Below are 23,656 nucleotides of genomic sequence, written 5' to 3' on the forward strand. Positions count from 1 at the left end.
CTCGACGTTCAGCTGTCTGCGCGCGCTGTCCAGGATGTATGTGGTAGTTTGCACTGGCTCAATGGATGGGCATACGGACAATTCTGGAGGTTTCGCCATGACTTCGATGAACACAGACGCAGTTTACGACTGGCTTTCAAATCTTGATAAGGAGGTCCTGGACGAAATCGTTTCAGATCTGAATTCGAATAAGAGTGTCTCGGACCACAGCGGCAGAGGGCTCAGCTCAACGATTATCGAGGGCTGGAAGGATCACCATACCGACTACTTGCGCGAGCGGGGATATAAAGGGGGCGACCTCGTTGTCATCACGCACACGACAGAAGACGGTACGGAGTACATTCTTCAGTCCCAACCGTAGGCCGCACCCGGTAGTCCGCCATAGCGATTGCCTCACGCCCACCAGTAACGCACGAAGTGGAAGAACACCGGCGCGGCGAAGCATACCGAGTCCATACGATCGAGCATGCCGCCGTGGCCTTCGATCATGTGGCCCCAGTCCTTCACGCCGCGGTCGCGCTTGATCGCCGACATCACCAGCCCGCCGAAGAAGCCCATGGCATTGACGGTCAAGGCCATCAGCGCCGCCTGCCAGAAGGTGAACGGGGTGATCCAGCACAGCAGTGCACCGACCAGGGTGGCCAGCGCCACACCGCCGGCCAGGCCTTCGACGGTCTTCGACGGCGACAGGTTCGGCGCCACCTTGCGCTTGCCGAACAGCTTGCCGCACACGTACTGCAGCACGTCGCTGATCTGTACCACCAGGATCAGCCAGGCGATCAGCAGCAGGTTGCGGCCCTCGTAGCCGGGGATGTCCAGGGTCATCAACGCCGGCACCGACGATACGCAGTACACCGCGATCATCAGCCCCCACTGCACCTTGGAGGCGCGCTCGAGGAAGCGCGTGGTATCGCCGCCGAAGCTGGCCAGGATCGGCAGCAACAGGAACAGGTACACCGGGATGAAGATGCTGAACAGCCCGTACCAGTCCATGGCGATCAGCAGGTACTGCACCGGCAGTGCCACATAGAACGCCGCCACCAGTGCCGGGTAGTCGCTGCGTCGGGTCGGGGTGAGGGTCATGAACTCGCGCAGGGCATAGAACGACACGCCGTAGAACAGCACGATCACGCCGTACTTGCCGAACAGGAAGGCGATGCCGATCACCAGCACCATCACCCACCAGGCGTTGATGCGCGCGTTGAGGTTGTCGATCACCGCGTGCGGCGCGGGGCCGGCGCGCCATTTGAGCAGGCGGCCGATCAGGCTGGCGAGCAGCAGCAGGGCGCCGATGCCGGCGAACAGCGACAGGGTGTTGTGATCCATCTCAGGCTTCCTTCGGGGCCAGGTTCAGCAGGGCCTCGCGGGCCCGCTCGAGAAAGGCGTGCTTGCCCTCGTCCGGCTGCAGGTGCAGCGGCTCGCCGAAGCTCAGGGTGCACAGCAGCGGCAGCGGCAGGGCGCGGCCCTTGGGCATGACCCGGTTGAGGTTGGCGATCCACACCGGCACCAGCTCGACCTGCGGGTTGGCCGAGGCCAGGTGGAACAGGCCGCTCTTGAACGCCAGCAACGGGTCGTCGGTCAGGTTGCGCGTGCCCTCCGGGAAGAAGATCAGCGAGTCGCCCTGGGCGAAGGCATCGAGCACCGGTTGCAGCGGGTTGCCCTCGCTTGCACCGTGCTGGCGGTCGATCAGCACGCCGTTGAACACCTGGCGGATCAGGAAGTCGCGGATGCCCGGCTTGCACCAGTAGTCGGCGCCCGCCACGGGGCGGGTGCGGCGGCGCAGCGGCTCGGGCAGCGCCGCCCACAGCAGCACGAAATCACCATGGCTGCTGTGGTTGGCGAAGTACAGGCGCTGCACCGGTTGCGGCGTGCAGCCCAGCCACAAGGCGCGGGCGCCGGTGATCAGGCGGGCGGCGGAGGTGATGACGAAGGCGGTCAGGCTGGCGAGCATGGCATTGGTCTTATCCGGTGAAGGGGAGGGTCAGCATTACTGCGACCTGCAGGGTCAGGCACAGGGCCTGGCGCCGCAGCAGGACCAGGGCGGCCCGGCTGCGGGTCGGCCAGTCGCGCGGGTCATTGGACGCAGGCTTGAGGCGCAGGTCGAACAGGGCGTGGTCCAGGGCCTGGGTGTCGGCGGGCAGGTCGCTGCTGGCGGCGAGGCGGGCGAACAGGTTGGCATCCAGGGCGACGCGCAGGGCCCAGTACTTGTGGGCCAGACCGAGCAGCAGCAACAGGGCGCAGAGCAGGTGAGGCAGCGGCGCCAATGGCAGGCCGAGCAATGGAGCCAGGGTGCAGGCCAGGGCCAGCAGGGTCAGGCCGTCCGACAGGCGCTCCAGTTGGCGGCCACGGGCGAGCAGGCTGGCGACGAGCAACAGCCTCATGGCTGAGCCTCCAGGTGATGCAGTGCCAGGCGGTGGGCCGGGTGCAGGACCACGCCGGGGCGCGCCTGGCGAATCAGCGCTTCGGCTTGTTCGGCACTGGCACAGCGGTCGCTGAGCAGCAGCCAGGCGGCGACAGCGCTGGCGCTGCGGGAGTAACCCAAGGCGCAGCAGACCAACACCGGGCCTTGTTGATGGCGGTGTTCGATGGCCTTGGCAGCTTGTTGCAGAGTTTCCTGGGATGGGGCAATCAGGTCCAGGGTCGGCAGGCTCTGGTAGTCCTGTGGTGTTTTCAGCGTCTTCATCGCGGAGCAGGGCAGTTCCGCGCTCAGATCGACGATCGCCGCGAACGCAGACGCTTCAGTACGCCCCGGCACTCTACCGAGATACACGCCATCGGCCACCTCATCCGCCTGCGGATGCCGCCAGGTCCATAGCCGCGAATTGACCCAGGCGCACAGCAGATACGGCGCCAGCAGCCAGGTGGCGGCCACGGACAGCTGCCCGTCGGCGCCTTTCTGGAAACCTGCGGCGCCGAACAGGGCGTAGTTCAGCGCCACCAGCAGCAACGACAGCGCCGGCCACAGCAACCACAACCCGCCACCGCCGATCTTCGAGGCCAGTAGCCCCAGAACGGCCGCGCCCAGTCCATAGCGCAGTGCCAGGCGCCAACGTTTCGGATCCTGGGCCAGGTGCGCCTGTCGCCAGGGCAACGGGCCGCTGTGTGGCCACAGCCATAGGCAGACGAACCCCGCCAGCGCCCCGGTCGGCACATCGATGAAATGATGCTGCCAGGTGGTCAGCACCGACAGGCCGATCAGTCCCATCCAGCCATGCAACACCCAGCGACAGGCAGGATGCCGCGTATGCCGGGCGAACATCGTCCAGATGATCACCAGCAACGCAATGTGCAACGACGGCGCCTGGTTGTAGGGCTTGTCGAAGCCCATCAATACATCGAACAGCCAGCCGAACAGCCCCGACAGTTCAGGGCGCTCGAAGGTGAAGCGCAGCGGCCAGAGCAGGAAGCTGGCCACGCAGATCAGTTGCGCCGTCAGCAGTGCCAGGGCATGGCGGTCCATCTCCGCACGCGAGCGCGGCAGCAGGAACGACAACCCGTACAGCAGGTCGATCGACCAGTACGGGATGATCGTCCAGGGCCACAGCGGCATCTGCGGCTCCCAGGCGAACACCAGACTGCCGATATCCTCGCGGCCGGCGGTATAGGTGTTGGCCAGGCCGTAGCTGAGGAAGAAGAACGGCCCGAGCAGCAACAGCCACAGGATGCCCCGTCGGACCAACCCGGCTTCACGAGCCATCAGCGCACCCGCTGGGCCAGGCTGACGCTGAAGATGCCCCACTCGTCGATGCGCTGGGTAATCTTGCGAAACCCTGCCGCTTCCACCAGCTGGTCCATCTCCGCCTGGCTGCGCCGGCGCATCACCCAGGCCTGGCCGCCACGGTGACTGGTCAGGGCGCGGGCGATCATCTCCAGCTGCGGGTGCCAGGGCTGGCCGGTGTAGACCAGGTAGCCGCCGTCCTCGACCGCATCGGCCAGTCCCGCCAACGAGTTGCCGACCAGCTCGTTGCTGGGGAACAGTTCGTATAGGCCCGACACCACCGCCAGTGTCGGATGAGGGCTGAGAGCGGCCAGGCTCTGGCGGTCGAAGGCATCGCCCTGGACAAAACGGGCGATCTCGCCCAGGCCCTTCTCGGTTATCAAGGCATTGCCCTGTTGCACGTTCAGCTCGCTGTAGTCGCGCAGCAGGATCGAGTCGGGCAACTGCTGCAAGCCTTGCAGCGCCTCGAGGATGTAGCGGCCATGGCCGGCGGCGATATCGACGATATGCACCGGACGCTGCTGTTCACGCAGGCGGGCGATGGCCAGGCGCAGCAGCTCCTCGACGTTCAGCTTGCGCTGGCGGATGCCACGCCAGCCGATGGCATTCAGGTAGTTGCGGTCGATCAGCTCGCCCAGCTTGCCCTTGCCGGTCGGGGTGTTGCGGTAGATGTAGTCGAGGGTGGAGCCTGAGTCGAAACCGGTATCGAAGCCCAGCTTCACCCCCTCGGAAAGGCCTTTGCCCAAGCGCAGGCTGGCGCGGGTGGCACGCCAGTAGAGGTCGCGTGGCGAATGGCGCGGCAATGGCGCGGCCAGGCTCTCGGCCTCGGCGCAGCTGGCGCCGCTCTTGTCGGCATCGAGCAGCGAGGGCTGCGCTTGCGGTGCATCGAAGCAGTGCGCGACGAAGCGCTCGATCCGCGCCAGGGCGTGGGCGCGGTCGCGCTCGCCGAGGGTGTCGTGGAAGAAGCCGGGGAGGATGTGCTTCTCTTTGCGTGCGCTGCCCAGGCGGTCGAAGAACTGCTCCTGCGGCTTGCGCTCGACCACCAGGTCGGCACCGGAGATCAGCAGCTGCGTCGGTACCTGGATCGCCTGGGCATCGGCGACCACGCGGTCGGCGGCGTCGTACAGGCCCAGCAGCATGGTGACGGAGATAGGCCGGCTGATCAGCGGGTCGGCGACATAGGACATCACCCGTTCCGGGTCGTGGGTCAGCAGGCGCGGCTTGACGTAGCTGTTGACGAAGAAGTTGCCGCGCAGGGCCTTCATCAGCTTCAGCCCGGGGCGGGCGAAGGGCACGTAGAGCTTGACCTTGAATGCCGGCGAGGCGAGCACCAGGCAACGCACCCGGGGCGCATAGTCGTGGGCCCAGGTGGCGACCAGTACCGCGCCGACGCTCTGCGCCAGCACCACCATGTCGGCCTCGGCGATGCCGTGCTGCGCCTGGATGTGCTCGATGAAGGTCTGCACGTCGCGCACGCTGGTGGCGAAGCCCGGACTGTCGCCGCGAGCCCCGGGCGACTGCCCATGGCCACGGGCGTCCCAGGCGAAGAAGTCGTAGCCGGGCATGTCCAGTTCATCGGCCAGGTGGGCCATGCGCCCGCCGTGTTCGTGGCCGCGGTGGAACATCACCACGGCCCGGCGCGGTTGGTGTTCGTTGCGTGTGGCGGGCCAATGACGATAGTGCAGCTCGACGCCGTCATGGGTGCAGAAGTGCAGCGATTGCGCTTGGCGCATGGCGAATATCCTTGTCCGGCAGCGAGGGGCTCAGCGAGTTTCGGCCAGGCCGTGGCGAACCCGGTTGTAGAGGGTATAGAGCGAGAGCAGCAGGATGACCAGCAGCAGGCCGTTGATCCAGGCCGCGCCCAGCAGACCGAACCCCACGCCGGTACCCAGCACGCCGAAGGCGAAGGCCCGGTCGCTCTTGCCCATTGGCCCGTCGTAGCGGCGCGACGCGCCGGCCAGCGGGCCCATCACACCGGCGTACTCGCTGATCACGGCGAACACCACCACCAGCACCACCAGTGTCGGCGAAACGCCTGGTAGCAGGGCGAAGGGCAGGTAGAGAGCAGTGTCGGCGATCACGTCGCACAGTTCATTGAGGTAGGCGCCGAGCTTCGACTGCTGGCCGAACTCCCGGGCGAGCATGCCGTCGACCGCGTTCAGCGCCATGCGCAGCAGCATCCACACGGGGATCAGCAGGAACAGCCAGGTGACCTGGGGCAACCAAGCCAGCAGCAGGCCCAGCAGGACGGAGACCGCGGCAGCGGCGACAGTGACCTGGTTGGCGGTGACGCCGCGGTCGAACAGGCGCTGGACGGCAGGGCGCAGCAACGCCTGGAAGCGGGGTTTGAGCTGGTAGATCGATGGCACGTTGAATTCCCTGTCGTGGTGCGGCATGGGCGCGATTGTGGGGAATACCCCTGGCTGCGGGCAAGCTGCAAATCGCCTACTTGTGAACAGGACAATGCTCGCGCGGCTGAAAGAATGCGCCGCTTGTCGGCTCTGGTGTGGATGGTGTGTATTTGGCTTTGTTTTTATCCAAGCCGATGTGTACGCTACACATCACCTGCGAAAGGAATGCCGAATGCGCAGCAGGGACGTGATCCAGCTCATCGAGGCCGATGGTTGGTACGAGGTTGAAGCGAAGGGTAGCCATCATCAGTTCAGGCATCCGCTCAAGCGAGCGGCGGGTCACTGTGCCTCACCCCAAGAGCGACCTGCCCAGGGGCACCGTCCACTGCATCCTCAAACAGGCAGGCCTGAAATGAAGCCTGTGATGCTACCAGGGGCGTCCGGTCGTCCCGATCTTCAGTGGAGACAAGCCATGAAATTTCCCGTTGTGCTGCACAAGGACGAAGACTCGGACTACGGCGTGATCGTGCCAGATGTGCCTGGCTGCTTCTCTGCCGGTGCCAGCGTCTCCCAGGCGCTGGACAATGTTCAGGAGGCTTTGGCGTTGCATTTCGAGGGGCTGGTGGCCGATGGCGAGGCGCTGCCGCAGGCGCAGGAAGTGGACGTGCATGTGGCGAACCCCGATTATGCCGACGGTGTCTGGGCGGTGGTGGAGTTCGACGTCACTCCGTACCTGGGCAAGGCGGTACGTTTCAATGCCACGCTGCCGGAGAACTTGTTGCAGCGGATCGACGAGAAGGTCAAGCGTGATCATCGCTACGCCTCCCGCTCGGGTTTCCTTGCTTCGGCGGCGCTGCGCGAGCTGGCTATGGCGCACTAAGTGTCGGGGCCGCGATGTGGCCCCTTGATCGTTGCCGGTTCAGCGTCTGGCCGATGAGGCGCTGAGCATGTCGATCATCTGGATATCAAAGTCGCGCTCCAGGTAATCCATGCGCTTCTCGAAGAACGCCGCCATATGCGGCAGCGCCGAGTGCACGTCCAGGGCCGCCTTGCTGGCCCAGACCTCGAAGAACACGAACAGGCTCGGATCTTCCTTGTCGCGCAGCATGTGGTATTCGATGCAGCCGGGCTCCTGGCGGCTGGGCTCGACGTAGGGACGGAACAGTTGTTCGAAGGCTTCGGCCTGTTCCGGGCGGGTCTTGGCTTTGAGGATGAAGGCGTATTGTTCGCTCATGGCAGATCTCGGTGAGTGAAGAGAGTGAACAGAGTCTAAATCAACAATATGTTTACCATTCGTGATTTGCAGGCAAATGTATTTTGCCCTGGGACAGCTGTTTCCCCGCCCCGTGAGTGCCTAACCTGCCGGCAACTTCACTTACAGGGCTGACCCTCCCATGAAAAAGATCCTCCTGCTCAACGGCGGCAAACGCTTCGCCCATTCCGACGGCCGCCTCAACCAGACCCTGCACGACGCCGCACTGGCCCATCTGGACCGTGCCGGCTTCGATGTGCGGGAAACCTTCATTGACGGCGGCTACGATGTCCAGGCCGAGGTGGAGAAGTTCCTCTGGGCCGATGTGGTGATCTACCAGATGCCGGGTTGGTGGATGGGGGCGCCCTGGACTGTGAAGAAATACATCGACGATGTGTTCACCGCTGGCCACGGCAGCCTGTACGCCAACGACGGCCGCACCCGCTCCGACGCCTCGCAGAAGTACGGCAGCGGTGGCCTGGTCCAGGGCAAGCAGTACATGCTGTCGCTGACCTGGAACGCGCCGCAGCAGGCGTTCGACGACCCCAGCGACTTCTTCGAGGGCAAGGGCGTGGATGCGGTGTACTTCCCGTTCCACAAGGCCAACCAGTTCCTCGGCATGAGCGGGTTGCCGACCTTCCTCGCCGTCGATGTGATGAAGCGGCCGGATGTGCCGGCGGCGCTGGCGGCGTACGAGCAGCACCTGGACCGGGTGTTCGGCAAGGCCCATTGAGTCGCGGCCCATTGCGGGGCAAGCCCGCTCCCACGAAGCCATGGGCCGCGCGATGGACTAACTGCTTGCGCATGACTGGCTCAGCAGTTATCAATCACGGCATTCTCCAATCAGGTCCTTTCGCGTGAAAACTCGCTCCGAAGAACTCCAGGTCTTCGTCGCCGTCATCGACAGCGGCTCGATCTCCGCCGCCGCCGAGCAGATCGGCCAGACGCCGTCGGCCGTCAGCCGCACCCTGTCGCGGTTGGAGGGCAAGCTCGGCACCACGTTGGTCAACCGCACGACCCGGCGCATGGACCTGACCGAGGAGGGGCGCTTCTTTCTCGAGCGTGCGCGGTTGATCCTCGAGCAGATGGACGACATGGAAGAACGCCTGTCGATGAACAGCCAGACTCCGTCCGGGCGTCTGCGCATCAATGCTGCCGCGCCGTTCATGCTGCACGCGATCCTGCCGTGGATCGGCGAGTTCCGCCGGCAATACCCCGGTATCGAGCTGGAGCTGAACACCGACGACCTGATCATCGACCTGTTGGAACAGAGCACCGACGTGGCCATCCGCATCGGCGAGTTGTCCGACTCCAGCCTGCATGCCCGCTCGCTGGGCTGTAGCCCCGTGCAGGTCCTCGCCAGCCCCGATTACCTGGCGCGGCACGGGGTGCCGCAGAAGGTCGAGGATCTCGACCAGCATTGCCTGCTCGGTTTCAGCTCCCTGGAATCGCTCAACCGCTGGCCATTGCGCCATGCCCAGGGCGACCAATGGACGATCCGCCCGCAGTTGCTTGCGTCCAGTGGCGAGACCTTGCGCCAGTTGGCCATCGCTGGCGAAGGTATCGTCAGCCTGTCGCACTTCATGACCCACGACGACATCCGCGCCGGCCGCCTGCAGGTGCTGCTCGGCGAGCATAACAACGGCTATCGCCAGCCGATCCACGCGGTCTACTACCGCAACACCCAGCTGGCCCTGCGAATCCAGTGCTTCCTCGATTTCATCCAGAAGAAGCTGGCCGCCTACGCCTGCTGAGTTGCCTGAATGCGACAGCGTCTGCCCATCGGCGGCGCGATCCTGCCGTGGTGTTTGCTTAGTCGGATGGCTTCGGCCTTAATGACTGATCAACAAAAACAACACCAAGGAAGTGCGCATGCGTATCGTCATGTTCCAGCCGCTGGCCCTCGGGGTCGCGATCCTGAGCTGTTCCTCCGCCTTTGCCGTGACGCTGGAAGGCGGCGCGGTGGCCGCGCCTGATCAATATGGCGCACAGGTGGCCGCCGATATCCTCAAGAAGGGCGGCAATGCGGTGGACGCCGCTGTCGCCACCGCCTTCACCCTGGCCGTGACCTACCCCGAGGCCGGCAACATCGGCGGCGGTGGTTTCATGACCCTGTTCGTCGACGGCAAGCCCTACTTCCTTGACTACCGCGAAGTAGCGCCCAAGGCCGCGACCAAGACCATGTACCTGGACGACAAGGGCGAGGTGATCGAGAACCTCAGCCTGGTCGGCGTGCGCGCCGCCGGTGTACCAGGCACGGTGATGGGGCTGTGGGAGGCGCACCAGAAGTTCGGCAAGCTCAAGTGGAGCGAGCTGCTGACGCCGGCCATCGGCTACGCGCAGAACGGCTTCAAGATCGCCCAGAAGCAGTACCAGTACCGCGACGACGCCCAGGGCCTGTTCAAGACCGCCACCAACTTCAATGACTACTTCGGCCACATGAAGGTCGGTGAGTTGTTCAAACAGCCGGAACTGGCGCAGACCCTTGAGCGCATCGCCGACAAGGGCGTCAGCGAGTTCTACCAGGGCAAGACCGCCGACCTGCTGGTGGCGCAGATGCAGGCCGACAAGGGCCTGATCACCAAGGATGATCTCAAGGACTACAAGGCCGTGTGGCGTGACCCAATCGCCATAAACTGGCGCGGCAATGTGGTCTATACCGCGCCACCACCAAGCTCCGGCGGCGTCGCCCTGGCCCAGCTGCTGGGTATCAAGGAAGACCGCGCGGCCGACTTCAAGGGCGTCGAGCACAACTCGGCCAAGTACATCCACCTGCTGTCCGAGATCGAGAAACGCGTGTTCGCCGACCGTGCCGATTACCTCGGTGACCCGGCCTTCACCAAGGTCCCGGTCGACCAGCTGGTGGCCAAGGACTACCTGGCCAAGCGGGCCGCCCAGGTCAACCCGAACGCGATCTCCGAGACCGACAAGGTCAAGCCGGGGCTGGAACCGCACCAGACCACGCATTTCTCCATCGTCGACAAGCAGGGTAACGCCGTGAGCAACACCTATACCCTCAACCTCGACTACGGCAGTGGCGTGGTGGTCAAGGGTGCGGGCTTCCTGCTCAACGACGAGATGGACGACTTCAGCGCCAAGCCGGGGGCGGCCAATGCCTTTGGCGTGGTCGGCGGTGATGCCAACGCCATCGCGCCGGGCAAGCGCATGCTTTCGTCGATGAGCCCGAGCCTGGTGACCCGCGATGGCAAGGTGGCCCTGGTGCTGGGCACGCCGGGCGGCTCGCGGATCTTCACCTCGATCTTCCAGGTGATGAACAACCTGTACGACTACGGCATGCCGCTGGAGAAGGCGGTGGCGGCGCAGCGCGTGCACCACCAGTTGCTGCCCAAGGACACGATCTACTTCGACAGCTATGCGCCGCTCACCGGCAAGGTGGCGGACGATCTGAAGAAGATGGGCTACGTGCTGGAAGACCAGGGTTGGGAGATGGGCGATATCCAGGCGATCCGGGTCACCGGGGAGAAGCTGGAGACTGCGTCGGATCCGCGGGGCCGCGGGATGGGCATGATCGTCAAATAAGGCAGGGCTGAAATGATCGCGGGGCAAGCCCGCTCCCACGACCGGTGGGAGCGGGCTTGCCCCGCGATGCTTTACAGGATCAGACGCGGAACTGGCTGACCAGTGTCTGCAGGTGACCCCCAAGGCGCGCCAGTTCGACGCTGGAGGCGGCGGTCTCGTCGCTGGCCGCGGCGGTCTGCTCCGACACGTCGCGCACATTGAGGATACTGCGGCTGATCTCTTCGGCCACAGCGCTCTGCTGCTCGGCGGCGGCGGCGATCTGCTGGTTCATCGACTGGATGTTCGACACCGTGCGGGTGATGCTCTCCAGCGAGCCACCGGCCTTGCGCGCCAGCTCGACGCTGCTGTCGGTCAGGTTGCGGCTGCCGTTCATCACCTCGGCGACCTGCTGGGTGCCTTGCTGCAGGCTGGCGATCAGGCCTTCGATCTCCTCGGTGGATTGCTGGGTGCGCTGGGCCAGGCCACGGACCTCGTCGGCCACCACGGCGAAGCCTCGACCGGCCTCACCGGCGCGGGCCGCCTCGATGGCGGCGTTGAGCGCCAGCAGGTTGGTCTGCTCGGCCACCGACTTGATCACATCCATGACGCTGCCGATCTTCTGGCTTTCCTGCTGCAGCAGGGTCATCGCCTCGGTGGAGCGGTGCACTTCGTGAGCCAGGCGTTCGATCTGGCTGATGGCTTCACCCACCACCTTGTCACCGACCCGGGCTTCGTCGTCGGCGTTGGTCGCTGCGTGGGAGGCTTGCTCGGCGTTGCGCGCGACCTCTTGGACAGTGGCGGCCATCTCGTGCATGGCGGTGGCCACCTGGTCGGTCTCGACCTTCTGGCTGTTGGCGCCGGCGCTGGTCTGCTCGGTCACCGCCGACAGCTCCTCGGCGGCGCTGGCGATCTGGGTGACGCCGTCGCGGATGCCGGTGATCAGGTCGCGCAGGGTAGTGCCCATGCGGGCGATGCCTTCCTGCAGGGCACCGAGTTCATCGCGACGGGTGACGCGAAGGTTCTGGGTGAGGTCGCCGCTGGCGATACGGTTGACCACGTCCATGGTCTCGCGCAGCGGGCGGGTGATCTGGCGGGTGATGATGAAGGCGGCGAGCACGCCGACCAACAGCGCCAGCAGGGTGGCGGTGGTTTGCAGGCTGCGGGCCTGGACGCTTTCGTCGTCACGGCGTTCGATCTGGATCTTGTACAGCTCGTCGCTGCGCTTGACGATGTCGGCGCCCTGCACGGTCATTTCGGCACGGGCCACGCCGATGGCGGCGGTGGCGTCGCGGAACTGGCGCACGGCGTCGCGGTAGGCCAGCACGGCGCTTTCGAACTGCTGGATGCGGGAGGCTTCACCCGGCAGCTGGCGCTTGAGGCTGTCGATTTCATTCAGGGCGTTTTCCAGCTGGCGCAGGGCGGCCTGCTCGGCTTCGCTGGTCAGGTCGGCGATGTAGCTGCGCACGTCCAGGCGTACCTGCACCAGCTGTTGCTTGGCCTTGCTGATCACCAGGTACTGGGCCAGGCGGCTGGCATCGCTTTCGGAACTGGACAGCACCGCACTGCTGATCGCCTCGATGGCATCATTGGCGCGGGCCGCGGCCTGGTTCATCGATTCACGGGCGGCGAGGGTAGTCTTGTAGCCCTGGCGCATTTTCTCCAGCGAGACCCGGTATTCGCTGATGCTCTGGCCCTGCTCACGCAGCAGCTTGAGGTTCTCGGGGCTCTTGAAGGTGTTGACCAGGTGCTGCTGCTGGCTGCCGAAGGCGTCGAGCTTGGCCTGGACGTTGGCCGCCGAGGCGTCGTCGCCGTTGGTCAGCATCCACTGCAGGCGGGCCACGCGCAGGTTGGTCAGGTCACTGTTGAGCTGGGTGATGTCGCTCATCCAGTTGCTGCGGTCGATGAGGCTGCCCAGGCTGTTCCAGCCGGTCAGGGCCAGCAGGCCGGTCAGGACCAGGACCAGGCCGAAGCCCAGGCCGAGTTTGAGGTTGACGCTGATATTGGCGAACCAACTGTTCATGCACGCTCTCCCAGAGAATGATTTCGCTCACTTGATCTCAAAAGCTGGGCGTTGTTGTTGTCAGATAGCCCGCAGATTTGTGTAGGACTTATCGGCAAAGCGGGGAGAAGCTGAAACGCTTTTTCAGCAAATTTGTAACTTGTTGAATATGTTTGTGTTTTTGATGTGGTCAATCGCGGGTGCGCACCCAGTGCGCACCTGCGGGCGCGCACTGGGTTGCTCGTGATATCAAAGGCTACGCGTGCTGAAGGTGTCGCATTGGTTCACGTCGCCACTGGAAAACCCGGCCTTGAACCAGCGCACGCGCTGTTGCGAGGTGCCATGGGTGAACGAGTCGGGCACCACCCGGCCTTGCCCCTGCTGCTGCAGGCGATCGTCACCAATGGCATTGGCGGCGTTCAGCGCTTCTTCCACATCCCCCGGCTCCAGCCAGTTCAGGCGCTTCTGCGCCTGGTAGGCCCACACACCGGCCAGGCAGTCGGCCTGCAGTTCCTGGCGCACCAGCAGGCCGTTGTCGCCTTCCATGCGCTGGCCATTGCGGCGCGCCGCGTCGACCTTGGCCGAGACACCGAGCAGGGTCTGCACGTGGTGGCCGATCTCGTGGGCGATCACGTAGGCCTGGGCGAAGTCGCCGGCGGCCTTGAAGCGGGTTTCCATTTCGCGGAAGAAGGTCATGTCCAGGTACACGCGCTGATCACCCGGGCAGTAGAACGGCCCGACCGCCGACGAGGCGAAGCCGCAGGCGGAATTGACCTGGCCACTGAACAGCACCAGCTGGGGATCGCGGTACTGCTTGCCCGCCTGGGCAAAGAGTGCCTTCCAGGTGTCCTCGGTGTCGCCGAGGATCGAGGCGACGAACTCGGCCTGCTCGTCGTTGGCCGGCGGCGCCTTGCTGCCGACGTTGGCCGGAGCGGTCTGTTGCTGCTCCATCTGCCCGGCCAACTGGCCGAGGATCTGCAGCGGGTCCTGCCCGGTGAGCCAGCCGATGCCAACGATCAACAGGATGGCGCCGAGCCCGAGGCCCTTGCCGCCGCCGAAGCGCATGCCGCCGCCACCCCCTTCGCCGCGGGCATCGACCACGTTGTCGCTGCGTCGACCTTTTCGCCATTCCATGTGGAGCTCTCCGGTTTGTGAAACATGAAGTCTAAAGATTAGTTCAGCGCTGCCTAGGGCGTCGCCCTGGTCGCTGATGCATAACCAAATGGTTATGCCTAAGACCACTGAATTCAATATTCATCCCGACTGGCCTGCCGGAAACTGCAAGTCCGCCTGCCACGCCCAGGCGTTCGACAATTCCAAGAGAGGAAACCGGCATGCCCGCCCAGGACACCAGCCGCTTCGTGATCCGTGATCGCAACTGGCACCCCAAGGCCTTCACCCCCGACTACAAGACCTCGGTGGCGCGCTCGCCGCGCCAGGCGCTGGTCAGCATCCCGCAGTCGATCAGCGAAAGTACCGGCCCGGACTTTTCCCATCTGCGCTTCGGCGAGCACGACCACGACCTGCTGCTCAACTTCAACCACGGCGGCCTGCCGATCGGCGAGCGCATCATCGTCGCCGGTCGCGTTGTCGACCAGTACGGCAAGCCGGTGCCCAACACCCTGGTGGAGATGTGGCAGGCCAACGCCGGCGGCCGCTACCGGCACAAGAACGACCGCTACCTGGCCCCGCTGGACCCGAACTTCGGCGGCGTCGGCCGTTGCCTGACCGACCGCGACGGCTATTACAGTTTCCGCACCATCAAACCCGGTCCGTACCCGTGGCGCAACGGCCCCAACGACTGGCGGCCGGCGCATATCCACTTCTCCATCAGCGGCCCCTCGATCGCCACCAAGCTGATCACCCAGTTGTACTTCGAAGGCGACCCGCTGATACCGATGTGCCCGATCGTCAAATCGATCGCCAACCCCGAGGCCGTCGAGCGGCTGATCGCCAAGCTCGACATGAGCCATGCCAACCCCATGGATTGCCTGGCCTACCGCTTCGACATCGTGCTGCGTGGCCAGCGCCAGACCCATTTCGAAAATCGCTGAGGACCCCGTCATGCCTATCGAACTGCTGCCGGAAACTCCCTCGCAGACCGCCGGCCCCTATGTGCACATCGGCTTGGCGCTGGAAGCGGCGGGCAACCCGACCCGCGACCAGGAAATCTGGAACCGCCTGGCCAAACCGGACGCCCCCGGCGAGCACATCCTGCTGATCGGCCAGGTGTACGACGGCAATGGCCACCTGGTGCGCGACTCGTTCCTGGAGATCTGGCAGGCCGATGCCAAGGGCCAGTACCAGGACGACTACAACCTGGAGAACGCCTTCAACAGCTTCGGCCGCACCGCCACCACCTTCGATGCCGGCGAGTGGACCCTGCACACGGTCAAGCCAGGCGTGGCGAACAATGCCGCGGGCGTGCCGATGGCGCCGCACATCAACATCAGCTTGTTCGCCCGGGGGATCAATATCCACCTGCACACGCGGCTGTACTTCGATGATGAAGCCGAGGCCAACGGCAAATGCCCGGTGCTCAACCTGATCGAGCAGCCACAGCGGCGCGAGACCTTGATCGCCAGGCGTTGCGAGGTAGACGGGAAGACGGCCTATCGTTTCGACATCCGTATTCAGGGGGAAAGGGAGACGGTGTTCTTCGATTTCTGACCGAGTCAGAGGGGGCTGCACAGCAGCCCCAGGATTTCAGCCTTTCACAGGTTTCAGGTCAAAAGCATCGTCCTGATACTGGAACAACAGGCAATCAGCTGCCGCGGTGCAGCCGCTTTCATGCACCAGGTCAGCCGGCAACTTGTAGTAGGAACCCGCCGGGTACTCCGTGCGCTTGCCATCGATCACCGCATAGAAAGTCCCGCTCAGCACAACCGTCGGCAATGTCTGGCTGTGCTGATGCAACCCGTTGTCGGTACCTTTCCTGAATTTCACATAGGCCGAATAAGGCCCCTTGCCGAAGATATCCCCCTCGACATTGGCATAGCTGACGGCGCCTTTGGTATTGGGCACGTCCTGCCATTTCAACGCCGCACTGTCAGTGACCGAAATGGTTTTTTCCGCCGCATGGACGCCGACGGCCAAAGTGCCGAGCATCAAGCCCGCAATGACTGCTTTCATGGTGGATCTCCTTCATTGAGTGACTGTGCAATGAAGGCTAATCAAACAAGCAGCGCACAAATACGTGCCAAGTGAGCCATGACTTGTGCTCAAGTCGCACAAATCACCATCTGGTTTGCGAGTAATAGACCTGCACGTAATCCACCAGCGCCCGCACCTTGGGCGCCAGATAGCGGCTTTGTGGATAAACCGCGTACAGGCTGCGGGCTGGCAGCTTCCAGTCTTCCAGCACCGACACCAGCCGCCCGTCCTGCAGCGCGTCATGCACGATGAAACGGTCGAAACTGGCGATGCCCAGGCCACCGATGGCGGCGGCGCGCAGGGCCATGGGCGAGTTGGCGCTCAGGCGCCGGGGCATGAGCAGGCCGCGCTGTTCCCCACAGGTGCTGGTGAGTTGCAGGCGTTGCGGGTGCAACAGTTGGCTGTAGCCGAGCAGGGGATGGCTGGCGAGTTCATCGGGATTGGACGGGGCGCCGTGGCGCTCGAGATACCCCGGGGCGGCTACCAGCATCACCTCGCTGCTCGCCAGCCGGCGTGCCACCAGGCTGGAGTCCGGCAGGTGGTCGGTGACCCGCAGGCACACATCGATTTCCTCCTCCAGCAGGTCGACGAAGCGATCACTGCAGTGCAGTTCGATCTGCAGCAGCGGGTGGCGCTCGACGAAGTCCGGCAGCCAGTGGCCCAGCTCCAGCTCGCCGAACGCCGTGGCCACGCCCAGGCGCAGCGTGCCGCTGGGCTGTTGCTGATGTTCGGAGAGCTCAAGGGCCATGGCCTGCATCTGCTCGAGGATCTGCACGCAGTGGCGATAGAAGAGTGCGCCGGCCTCGGTCAGGTGCAGGCGGCGAGTGGTGCGGGTGAGCAACTGCGTGCCGAGGTGACGTTCGAGTTGCTTCACCTGGCGGGACAGTACGGTGTGCGAGACGCCCGCCTGGCTGGCGGCGGCGCTGAAGCTGCCGAGGTCGACGACCCGGCGGAAGGTTTGCATGGCACTAAGCTGGTCCATCAACACTCCTGGCGGCGTGCGGTGGGGCCGGGAAGGCCCCACTGCATCGCGGATCAGCGCCGAACCAGCAGTACCCCGCTTTCCATGTGATGGGTGTACGGGAACTGGTCGAACAGCGCACAGCGTTCGATACGGTGGGTATCTTGCAGCTGGGCGATGTTCTGCGCCAGGGTCTCTGGGTTGCACGAGATGTACAGGATGCGCTCGAAGCGTCGGGTCAGCTCGCAGGTGTCCGGGTCCATGCCGGCGCGCGGCGGGTCGACGAACACGGTGCCGAAGTCGTAGCTTTTCAGGTCGATGCCTTCCAGGCGGCGGAACGGGCGAACCTCGTTCAGCGCCTGGGTCAGCTCCTCGGCCGACAGGCGCACCAGGCGCACGTTGTCCACGCGGTTCTCGTCGAGGTTGTGCAGCGCGGCGTTGACCGAGGTCTTGCTGATCTCGGTAGCCAGCACCTGGCGTGCGCGGGTGGCCAGCGGCAGGGTGAAATTGCCGTTGCCGCAGTACAGCTCCAGCAGGTCGTCCTGGCGTTCGCCCATGGCCTCGAAGGCCCAGCCGAGCATCTTCTGGTTCACCGCGCCGTTGGGCTGGGTGAAGGCGCCTTCGGGCTGGCGATAGCTGAAGGTGCGCCCGGCGATGTCGAGTTTTTCCACGGCGTAGTCGCGGCCGATCACCACGCGCTTGCCTTTCGAGCGGCCGATCACGCTGACGCCGAGGTCTTCGGCCAACTGCTGCGCGGCGGTTTCCCAGGCTTCGTCCAGTGGACGGTGATAGCACAGGGTGACCATCGCATCGCCGGCCAGGGTGGTGAGGAACTCGACCTGGAACAGGCGGTTGTCCAATGCCTCGTTGCCCTGCCAGGCAGCCTTCAGGCGGGGCATCAGTTCATTGATGCGCTCGCTGGCGATGGGGAAATCGTCGATCAGGATCGCCTTGTGCTTCTCGCCCGGGGCGAACATCGCGTAGTGACGTTGGCCGCCCTCGCGCCACAGGCGGAACTCGGCGCGCAGGCGATAGTGCTCGTGCGGCGAGTCGAACACCACCGGCTCCGGCGCGCCGAACGGTGCCAGCAGCTCGCGCAGGCGTGCGGCCTTGGCCGCCAGTTGCGCGTCGTATTGTGAAGGATCCAGGACAGCACTCATGCGGGGAACCAGCCCAGCTTGATGACGAACAGGATCGACAGGATCACCAGCGCCGGGTTCAGGTCGCGATGACGGCCGGAGATCAGCTTGATGGCGGTCCAGGCGATGAAGCCGAAAGCGATGCCGTTGGCGATCGAGTAGGTCAGCGGCATGGCCAGGGCGGTCACCACCACCGGCGCGGCTTCGGTAACGTCGTCCCAGTTGATCTCGGCCAGGCCGGAGGCCATCAGCACAGCGACGAACAGCAGGGCCGGCGCGGTGGCGAAGGCGGGCACGCTGCCGGCCAGCGGGGCGAAGAACAGCGCCAGCAGGAACAGGACGGCGACCACGATGGCGGTCAGGCCGGTGCGCCCGCCGGCGCTCACGCCCGCCGCCGATTCGATGTAGCTGGTGGTGGTGGAGGTGCCCAGCAGGGAACCGGCCATGGCGGCGGTACTGTCGGCGATCAGGGCGCGGCCCATCTTCGGCATGTGGCCGTCCTTGCCCATCAGGCCGGCGCGCTTGGCCACGCCGATCAGGGTGCCGGAGTTGTCGAACAGGTCGACGAACAGGAAGGCGAAGATCACGCTGATCAGGCCGACGTCGAGGGCACCGGCGATGTCCAGCTGCAGGAAGGTCGGGGCCAGCGACGGCGGCATCGAGACCACGCCGCCGAACGGGGTGACGCCCATCGCGATCGAGGCCACGGTCACCGCCAGGATGCCGATCAGCACCGCGCCGCGGACCTTCAGCGACTCGAGGGCGACAATCAGGAAGAAGCCCAGGGTGGCGAGGATTGGTGCCGGTTTGCTGAGGTCGCCCAGGCCCACCAGGGTAGCCGGGTTATCGACGACGATACCCGCGTTATGCAGGGCGATCAGCGCCAGGAACAGGCCGATGCCGGCAGCGATGGCCGAGCGCAGCGGCAGCGGGATGCTGTTCACGATCCACTCGCGGATGCGGAAGATCGACAGCAGGAAGAACAGCACCGCCGAGAGGAACACCGCGCCCAGCGCCACCTGCCAGGTGTGGCCCATGTGCAGGACCACCGTGTAGGTGAAGAAGGCGTTCAGGCCCATGCCCGGCGCCAGGGCGATCGGGTAGTTGGCGATGATGCCCATGGTCACCGAGCCGATGGCCGCGGCGAGGCAGGTGGCGACGAACAGCGCGCCCTTGTCCATGCCGGTCTCGCCGAGGATGCTCGGGTTGACGAACAGGATGTAGGCCATGGCCAGGAAGGTGGTGACGCCCGCGAGAATCTCGGTGCGCACATTGGTGTCGTGTGCTTTTAGTTGAAACAGCCTTTCCAGCATGCCTGCTCCCCGGGCGCCCTCGCGCCGTGAATGTATCGACCCCAACAGCAAAGCACAGACCGTACCGGATACCGTGGTTTTGTGTGGGTCGGAAAAAAGCCGCGCATCATACCAGCAAGGGGGGCAGGGGCCTATCGTGGCAGCGGGCTTGCCCCGCGATTTCGTCGGATCGGCCAGGCGCAAGCGTCCGGGCCTGTGAAATCGCGGGGCGAGCCCGCATGGCTGGAATGCAAGGGCTTGTCAGCCGCTATGCATCCGGTCCCGATGGGTCAGCGTCGGGAACAGTTTCATCCAGACCCCGGTCACCACCAGCGTGCCCACGCCACCGAGCACCACCGCCGGCACTGTGCCGAACCAGTGCGCGGTAACACCCGATTCGAACTCGCCGAGCTGGTTCGAGGCACCGATGAACAGCCCGTTCACCGCGCTCACCCGACCGCGCATCTCGTCCGGCGTCTCCAGCTGCACGAAGGCGCTGCGGATGACCATGCTGATCATGTCCGCCGCGCCCAGCACCACCAGCACCGCCAACGAGAACCAGAAGGAGGTCGAGAGGCCGAAGGCGATGGTCGCCACGCCAAATATACCCACTGCGGTGAACATGGTCAGACCCACCTTGCGCTCCACCGGGAAGCGCGCCAGCCACAGCGACATCAGCAATGCCCCGACGGCGGGCGCCGAGCGCAACAGGCCCAGGCCCCAGGCACCGGTGAGCAGGATGTCCTTGGCGAACACCGGCAGCAGGGCGGTGGCCCCGCCCAGCAGCACGGCGAACAGGTCCAGCGAGATCGCGCCGAGGATGTCCGGACGGCTGCGGATGAAGCGGATCCCGGCCAGCAGTGAGTCGAGGTTGGCCCTGCCTGGCTGCGGCTGTTGCCGACGAGCATCGAGGCTCAGGGTCAAAAGGCAGGCGATGAGATAGAGGACTACGGTCGGACCGTAAACCCAGGTACTGCCGAGGGCATAGAGCAGGCCGCCCACTGCCGGGGCGACAATGGTCGCCGCCTGGGACGCCGAGGCCGAGGCCGCCACCGCGCGTGGGAACAGACCGGGTGGAACCACGTTGGGCAGCAAGGCCTGGGTCGCCGGCATCTCGAACGAGCGGGCGGCACCCAGCAGGAAAGCCAGGACGAAGATCAGCTCACGGCTGACGTTGTCGGTAAAACTCCCCACGGCCAGCGCCAGGGCGATCAGCGCCTGCAGGGTCTGACACAGGGCGGCGACCTTGCGCCGGTCGTAGCGGTCGGCAACATGCCCGGTGTGCAGCATGAACAGTACCCGCGGGGCGAACTCGACCAGACCGACCAGGCCAAGATCAAGCACGTTGCCGGTGAGTTGGTAGAGGTGCCAGCCGATGGCCACGGTGAGCATCTGGAAGCCGCTGGCGGTGAACACGCGGGCCAGCCAAAATGCGAGGAAGGGGCGGTGATGGCGCAGCAATTGCGGGGCGGAATCGGACATCGGAGGGCCTGCAACCTCGGAAATAGAGGGGGCTGAAGAGTAACATCTGTTTGTAACAAATAGTTGCTGAAAGACACGTGGATCAACTTTTCACGGCCGAAAAAAGAGGGTGAGGCAACCGGTCACGCGGCAATCAACCACACATCCGGATGGGTCATTCAGGACTATGCTTCCATTCAGTCGTTGATCTGGATCAATCGTTCCAGATGCAACGATCTTGGCCCTTGGGCCGGAATCCCCGCGATCGAACAGAACAATTCCAACGCGCCGCACTCGATACCCGTGGGGGCAGTGGGCGACAGGCCATGAGCCCGGTCGCCGGATTACCTGAAGAGGAAGCACCATGTTCGGATTGGAAGCCCTAGAGCTCGCCCGAATCCAGTTTGCCTTTACCGTGTCCTTTCACATCCTGTTCCCGGCCATCACCATTGGCCTGGCGAGCTACCTGGCGGTCCTCGAAGGCCTTTGGCTGAAGACCGGCGACAATACCTACCGTGACCTCTACCACTTCTGGTCGAAGATCTTCGCCGTCAACTTCGGCATGGGCGTGGTCTCTGGCCTGGTCATGGCCTACCAGTTCGGTACCAACTGGAGCCAGTTCTCCGACTTTGCCGGCTCTATTACCGGCCCCTTGCTCACCTACGAGGTCTTGACCGCCTTCTTCCTCGAGGCCGGTTTCCTCGGCGTCATGCTGTTCGGCTGGAACCGTGTCGGGCGTGGCCTGCACTTCTTCGCCACGTGCATGGTGGCGCTTGGCACGCTGGTGTCGACGTTCTGGATCCTCGCCTCCAACAGCTGGATGCAGACGCCGCAGGGCTACGAGATCGTCAATGGACAGGTGATCCCGGTGGACTGGTTCGCGGTGATCTTCAACCCATCCTTCCCCTACCGGCTGATGCACATGGCCACCGCGGCTTTCGTCGCCACCGCGTTCTTCGTCGGCGCCTCGGCGGCCTGGCATCTGTTGCGCGGACGCGACAACCCGGCGGTACGCAAGATGCTGTCGATGGCCATGTGGATGGCGCTGATCGTCGCGCCGGTACAGGCGGTGATCGGTGACTTCCACGGTTTGAACACCCTCAAGCACCAGCCGGTGAAGATCGCCGCCATCGAAGGTCACTGGGAGAACAAGCCCGGCGAACCGACCCCGCTGATCCTGTTCGGTATCCCCGACATGCAGGCCGAGACCACCCGCTTCAAGATCGAGATTCCGGCGCTCGGCAGCCTGATCCTCACCCACAGCCTGGACAAGCAGGTCCCGGCGATGAAGGATTTCCCGCCCGAGGACCGGCCCAACTCGACCATCGTGTTCTGGTCGTTCCGGATCATGGTCGGCCTGGGCATGCTGATGATCTTCGTCGGCCTGTGGAGCCTGTGGCTGCGCAAGCGCGGCACGCTGTACAGCTCGCGTCCGTTCCTCTACCTGACCCTGTGGATGGGCCCGTCCGGGCTGATCGCAATCCTCGCCGGCTGGTTCACCACCGAGGTCGGTCGCCAGCCTTGGGTGGTCTATGGGCTGATGCGCACCGCCGACGGGGTGTCCAACCATAGCTACGCGCAGCTTGGCTTCACCCTGGTGATGTTCGTGGTGGTCTACTTCGCCCTGTTCGGCACCGGCATCGGCTACATGATGCGCCTGGTGCGCAAAGGGCCGAAAACCGGCGAAGGCGAGGAGCACACCCCGGGTGGCCCTGGCCAGAAACGCACGCCGGCGCGGCCGCTGTCCGCCGCCGATGAAGGCCATGAGGCCGACTCCGCCAGCCTGAGCAAGGGGAACTGAGATGGGTATCGATCTTCCGCTGATCTGGGCCGTGATCATCATCTTCGGCGTCATGATGTACGTGGTGATGGATGGTTTCGACCTGGGAATCGGCATGCTCTTCCCCTTCGTCAAGGACGAGCGTGACCGCGATGTGATGATGAACACCGTCGCCCCGGTATGGGACGGCAACGAAACCTGGCTGGTGCTGGGCGGCGCGGCGCTGTTCGGCGCCTTCCCGCTGGCCTACTCGGTGGTGCTCGAGGCGCTGTACCTGCCGTTGATCCTGATGCTGGTGGGCCTGATCTTCCGTGGCGTGGCCTTCGAGTTTCGCTTCAAGGCCCGGGCCAACAAACGCCACATCTGGGACAAGGCGTTCATCTGGGGCTCGCTGGTGGCGACCTTCTTCCAGGGCGTGGCCCTGGGCGCGTTCATCGAGGGCTTCAAGGTGGTCGACCGCAAGTTCGTCGGCGGCACCCTGGACTGGCTGACGCCGTTCACACTGTTCTCCGGCCTGGGCCTGATCGTCGCCTACACCCTGCTGGGCTGCACCTGGCTGATCATGAAGACCGAAGGGCCGCTGCAGAAGCAGATGCATGACATCGCCCGGCCACTGGCGCTGGTGCTGCTGGCGGTTATCGGCGTGGTCAGCCTGTGGACGCCAATCGCCTACCCGCAGATCGCCGAGCGCTGGTTCAGCATGCCCAATCTGGTCTGGTTCATGCCGGTGCCGATCCTGGTGCTGGTGACCTTCTACGGCCTGCTGCGGGCGGTGGCGCGCAATGCCCACTACACGCCTTTCCTGCTGACCCTGGTGCTGATCTTCCTGGGCTACAGCGGGCTGGGCATCAGCCTGTGGCCGAACATCATCCCGCCGTCGATCAGCATCTGGGACGCCGCGGCGCCGCCGCAGAGCCAGGGCTTCATGCTGGTGGGCACGCTGTTCATCCTGCCGTTCATCCTTGGCTACACCTACTGGAGCTACTACGTGTTCCGCGGCAAGGTGACCCATGAAGATGGCTATCACTAGG

Annotated in this window: 23 protein-coding genes and 2 pseudogenes; 10 read left to right on the forward strand and 15 right to left on the reverse strand. The window is 64.6% G+C overall.

Annotated elements, in window-relative coordinates; translation table 11 throughout:
- Nucleotides 1-97: 97 nt before the first annotated feature.
- Nucleotides 98-361 carry a hypothetical protein gene (locus DMX06_RS22120; protein ID WP_110739352.1) on the forward strand — a complete coding sequence of 88 codons (264 nt, stop codon included), beginning with the start codon at nt 98-100 and terminating at the stop codon, nt 359-361.
- A gap of 32 nt (nt 362-393) precedes the next feature.
- Here the strand turns inward: DMX06_RS22120 and DMX06_RS22125 are convergent, their stop codons facing one another.
- The 6 genes from DMX06_RS22125 to DMX06_RS22150 are packed head-to-tail and all read right to left on the reverse strand — an operon-like array spanning nt 394 to nt 6,087.
- Nucleotides 394-1,326, reverse strand: coding sequence for a phosphatidate cytidylyltransferase (locus DMX06_RS22125; RefSeq protein ID WP_069017061.1), 933 nt, complete (start codon nt 1,324-1,326; stop codon nt 394-396).
- 1 nt (nt 1,327) lies between these two features.
- Nucleotides 1,328-1,951, reverse strand: coding sequence for a lysophospholipid acyltransferase family protein (locus tag DMX06_RS22130; protein WP_110739353.1), 624 nt, complete (start codon nt 1,949-1,951; stop codon nt 1,328-1,330).
- 10 nt (nt 1,952-1,961) lie between these two features.
- A complete protein-coding gene (locus DMX06_RS22135; protein ID WP_110739354.1) occupies nt 1,962-2,381 on the reverse strand; it encodes a hypothetical protein in 420 nt (139 codons plus the stop codon).
- Entirely contained in the window at nt 2,378-3,697 is a 1,320-nt protein-coding gene (locus DMX06_RS22140) for a phosphatase PAP2/dual specificity phosphatase family protein (RefSeq protein ID WP_110739355.1), read from the reverse strand. The genes DMX06_RS22135 and DMX06_RS22140 overlap by 4 nt, the downstream gene beginning before the upstream one ends.
- Nucleotides 3,697-5,451: a bifunctional alpha/beta hydrolase/class I SAM-dependent methyltransferase gene (locus DMX06_RS22145; RefSeq protein WP_110739356.1), complete on the reverse strand. Its 1,755-nt coding sequence runs from the start codon at nt 5,449-5,451 to the stop codon at nt 3,697-3,699. The genes DMX06_RS22140 and DMX06_RS22145 overlap by 1 nt, the downstream gene beginning before the upstream one ends.
- 30 nt (nt 5,452-5,481) lie before the next feature.
- Complete coding sequence (locus DMX06_RS22150) at nt 5,482-6,087, reverse strand: CDP-alcohol phosphatidyltransferase family protein (RefSeq protein WP_110739382.1); 606 nt, start codon at nt 6,085-6,087, stop codon at nt 5,482-5,484.
- A gap of 214 nt (nt 6,088-6,301) precedes the next feature.
- Here DMX06_RS22150 and DMX06_RS26910 point away from each other — a divergent pair.
- Nucleotides 6,302-6,485, forward strand: a pseudogene (locus DMX06_RS26910) (type II toxin-antitoxin system HicA family toxin).
- 56 nt (nt 6,486-6,541) lie between these two features.
- A complete protein-coding gene (locus DMX06_RS26630; RefSeq protein ID WP_181427878.1) occupies nt 6,542-6,949 on the forward strand; it encodes a type II toxin-antitoxin system HicB family antitoxin in 408 nt (135 codons plus the stop codon).
- A 39-nt stretch (nt 6,950-6,988) separates the two neighbouring features.
- On the opposite strand, the gene DMX06_RS22160 is transcribed toward DMX06_RS26630, so the two are convergent.
- Nucleotides 6,989-7,303: a putative quinol monooxygenase gene (locus tag DMX06_RS22160; RefSeq protein WP_110739358.1), complete on the reverse strand. Its 315-nt coding sequence runs from the start codon at nt 7,301-7,303 to the stop codon at nt 6,989-6,991.
- A 160-nt stretch (nt 7,304-7,463) separates the two neighbouring features.
- On the opposite strand from DMX06_RS22160, the gene DMX06_RS22165 reads away from it, so the two are divergent.
- The 3 genes from DMX06_RS22165 to ggt all read left to right on the forward strand — a co-directional run bounded on the left by DMX06_RS22165 (nt 7,464) and on the right by ggt (nt 10,861).
- On the forward strand, nt 7,464-8,054 hold the full coding sequence (locus DMX06_RS22165; protein WP_110739359.1) for an NAD(P)H-dependent oxidoreductase: 591 nt from the start codon (nt 7,464-7,466) through the stop codon (nt 8,052-8,054).
- A gap of 124 nt (nt 8,055-8,178) precedes the next feature.
- Nucleotides 8,179-9,075, forward strand: coding sequence for a LysR substrate-binding domain-containing protein (locus DMX06_RS22170; protein WP_110739360.1), 897 nt, complete (start codon nt 8,179-8,181; stop codon nt 9,073-9,075).
- A 118-nt stretch (nt 9,076-9,193) separates the two neighbouring features.
- On the forward strand, nt 9,194-10,861 hold the full coding sequence (gene ggt / locus DMX06_RS22175) for a gamma-glutamyltransferase (RefSeq protein ID WP_110739361.1): 1,668 nt from the start codon (nt 9,194-9,196) through the stop codon (nt 10,859-10,861).
- Nucleotides 10,862-10,940: 79 nt separating this feature from the next.
- Here the strand turns inward: ggt and DMX06_RS26915 are convergent, their stop codons facing one another.
- The 3 genes and pseudogenes from DMX06_RS26915 to ypfJ form a co-directional block, all read right to left on the reverse strand.
- Complete coding sequence (locus DMX06_RS26915) at nt 10,941-11,804, reverse strand: methyl-accepting chemotaxis protein (protein WP_375538113.1); 864 nt, start codon at nt 11,802-11,804, stop codon at nt 10,941-10,943.
- A gap of 39 nt (nt 11,805-11,843) precedes the next feature.
- A pseudogene (locus DMX06_RS26920) lies at nt 11,844-12,725 on the reverse strand (methyl-accepting chemotaxis protein); the annotation flags it as partial.
- 363 nt (nt 12,726-13,088) lie between these two features.
- On the reverse strand, nt 13,089-13,973 hold the full coding sequence (gene ypfJ, locus DMX06_RS22185; RefSeq protein WP_110739363.1) for a KPN_02809 family neutral zinc metallopeptidase: 885 nt from the start codon (nt 13,971-13,973) through the stop codon (nt 13,089-13,091).
- A gap of 200 nt (nt 13,974-14,173) precedes the next feature.
- On the opposite strand from ypfJ, the gene pcaH reads away from it, so the two are divergent.
- Both pcaH and pcaG read left to right on the forward strand, forming a co-directional pair.
- The gene (gene pcaH / locus DMX06_RS22190; protein WP_110739364.1) at nt 14,174-14,893 is read left to right on the forward strand and encodes a protocatechuate 3,4-dioxygenase subunit beta; all 720 of its coding nucleotides are present in this window, start codon (nt 14,174-14,176) and stop codon (nt 14,891-14,893) included.
- 10 nt (nt 14,894-14,903) lie between these two features.
- On the forward strand, nt 14,904-15,509 hold the full coding sequence (gene pcaG / locus DMX06_RS22195; protein ID WP_110739365.1) for a protocatechuate 3,4-dioxygenase subunit alpha: 606 nt from the start codon (nt 14,904-14,906) through the stop codon (nt 15,507-15,509).
- 36 nt (nt 15,510-15,545) lie between these two features.
- On the opposite strand, the gene DMX06_RS22200 is transcribed toward pcaG, so the two are convergent.
- The 5 genes from DMX06_RS22200 to DMX06_RS22220 form a co-directional block, all read right to left on the reverse strand.
- Nucleotides 15,546-15,971, reverse strand: coding sequence for a cupin domain-containing protein (locus DMX06_RS22200; RefSeq protein ID WP_110739366.1), 426 nt, complete (start codon nt 15,969-15,971; stop codon nt 15,546-15,548).
- Nucleotides 15,972-16,074: 103 nt separating this feature from the next.
- Nucleotides 16,075-16,974 carry a LysR family transcriptional regulator gene (locus DMX06_RS22205; RefSeq protein ID WP_110739367.1) on the reverse strand — a complete coding sequence of 300 codons (900 nt, stop codon included), beginning with the start codon at nt 16,972-16,974 and terminating at the stop codon, nt 16,075-16,077.
- Between the two features lie 53 nt (nt 16,975-17,027).
- Nucleotides 17,028-18,113, reverse strand: coding sequence for a tRNA (uridine(54)-C5)-methyltransferase TrmA (gene trmA, locus DMX06_RS22210; RefSeq protein ID WP_110739368.1), 1,086 nt, complete (start codon nt 18,111-18,113; stop codon nt 17,028-17,030).
- Nucleotides 18,110-19,405, reverse strand: coding sequence for an NCS2 family permease (locus DMX06_RS22215; protein WP_110739369.1), 1,296 nt, complete (start codon nt 19,403-19,405; stop codon nt 18,110-18,112). Before DMX06_RS22215 ends, trmA begins: the two co-directional genes overlap by 4 nt.
- Nucleotides 19,406-19,645: 240 nt before the next feature.
- Entirely contained in the window at nt 19,646-20,866 is a 1,221-nt protein-coding gene (locus DMX06_RS22220) for an MFS transporter (protein ID WP_110739370.1), read from the reverse strand.
- Between the two features lie 343 nt (nt 20,867-21,209).
- On the opposite strand from DMX06_RS22220, the gene DMX06_RS22225 reads away from it, so the two are divergent.
- A complete protein-coding gene (locus tag DMX06_RS22225) occupies nt 21,210-22,646 on the forward strand; it encodes a cytochrome ubiquinol oxidase subunit I (protein ID WP_110739371.1) in 1,437 nt (478 codons plus the stop codon).
- Between the two features lies 1 nt (nt 22,647).
- Nucleotides 22,648-23,655 (forward strand): cytochrome d ubiquinol oxidase subunit II, encoded by a 1,008-nt coding sequence (gene cydB / locus DMX06_RS22230; RefSeq protein WP_110739372.1) that lies wholly within the window; start codon nt 22,648-22,650, stop codon nt 23,653-23,655.
- Nucleotide 23,656: the final 1 nt, after the last annotated feature.

Source organism: Pseudomonas mosselii (genome assembly GCF_003205295.1).
GTDB lineage: Bacteria > Pseudomonadota > Gammaproteobacteria > Pseudomonadales > Pseudomonadaceae > Aquipseudomonas > Aquipseudomonas mosselii_B.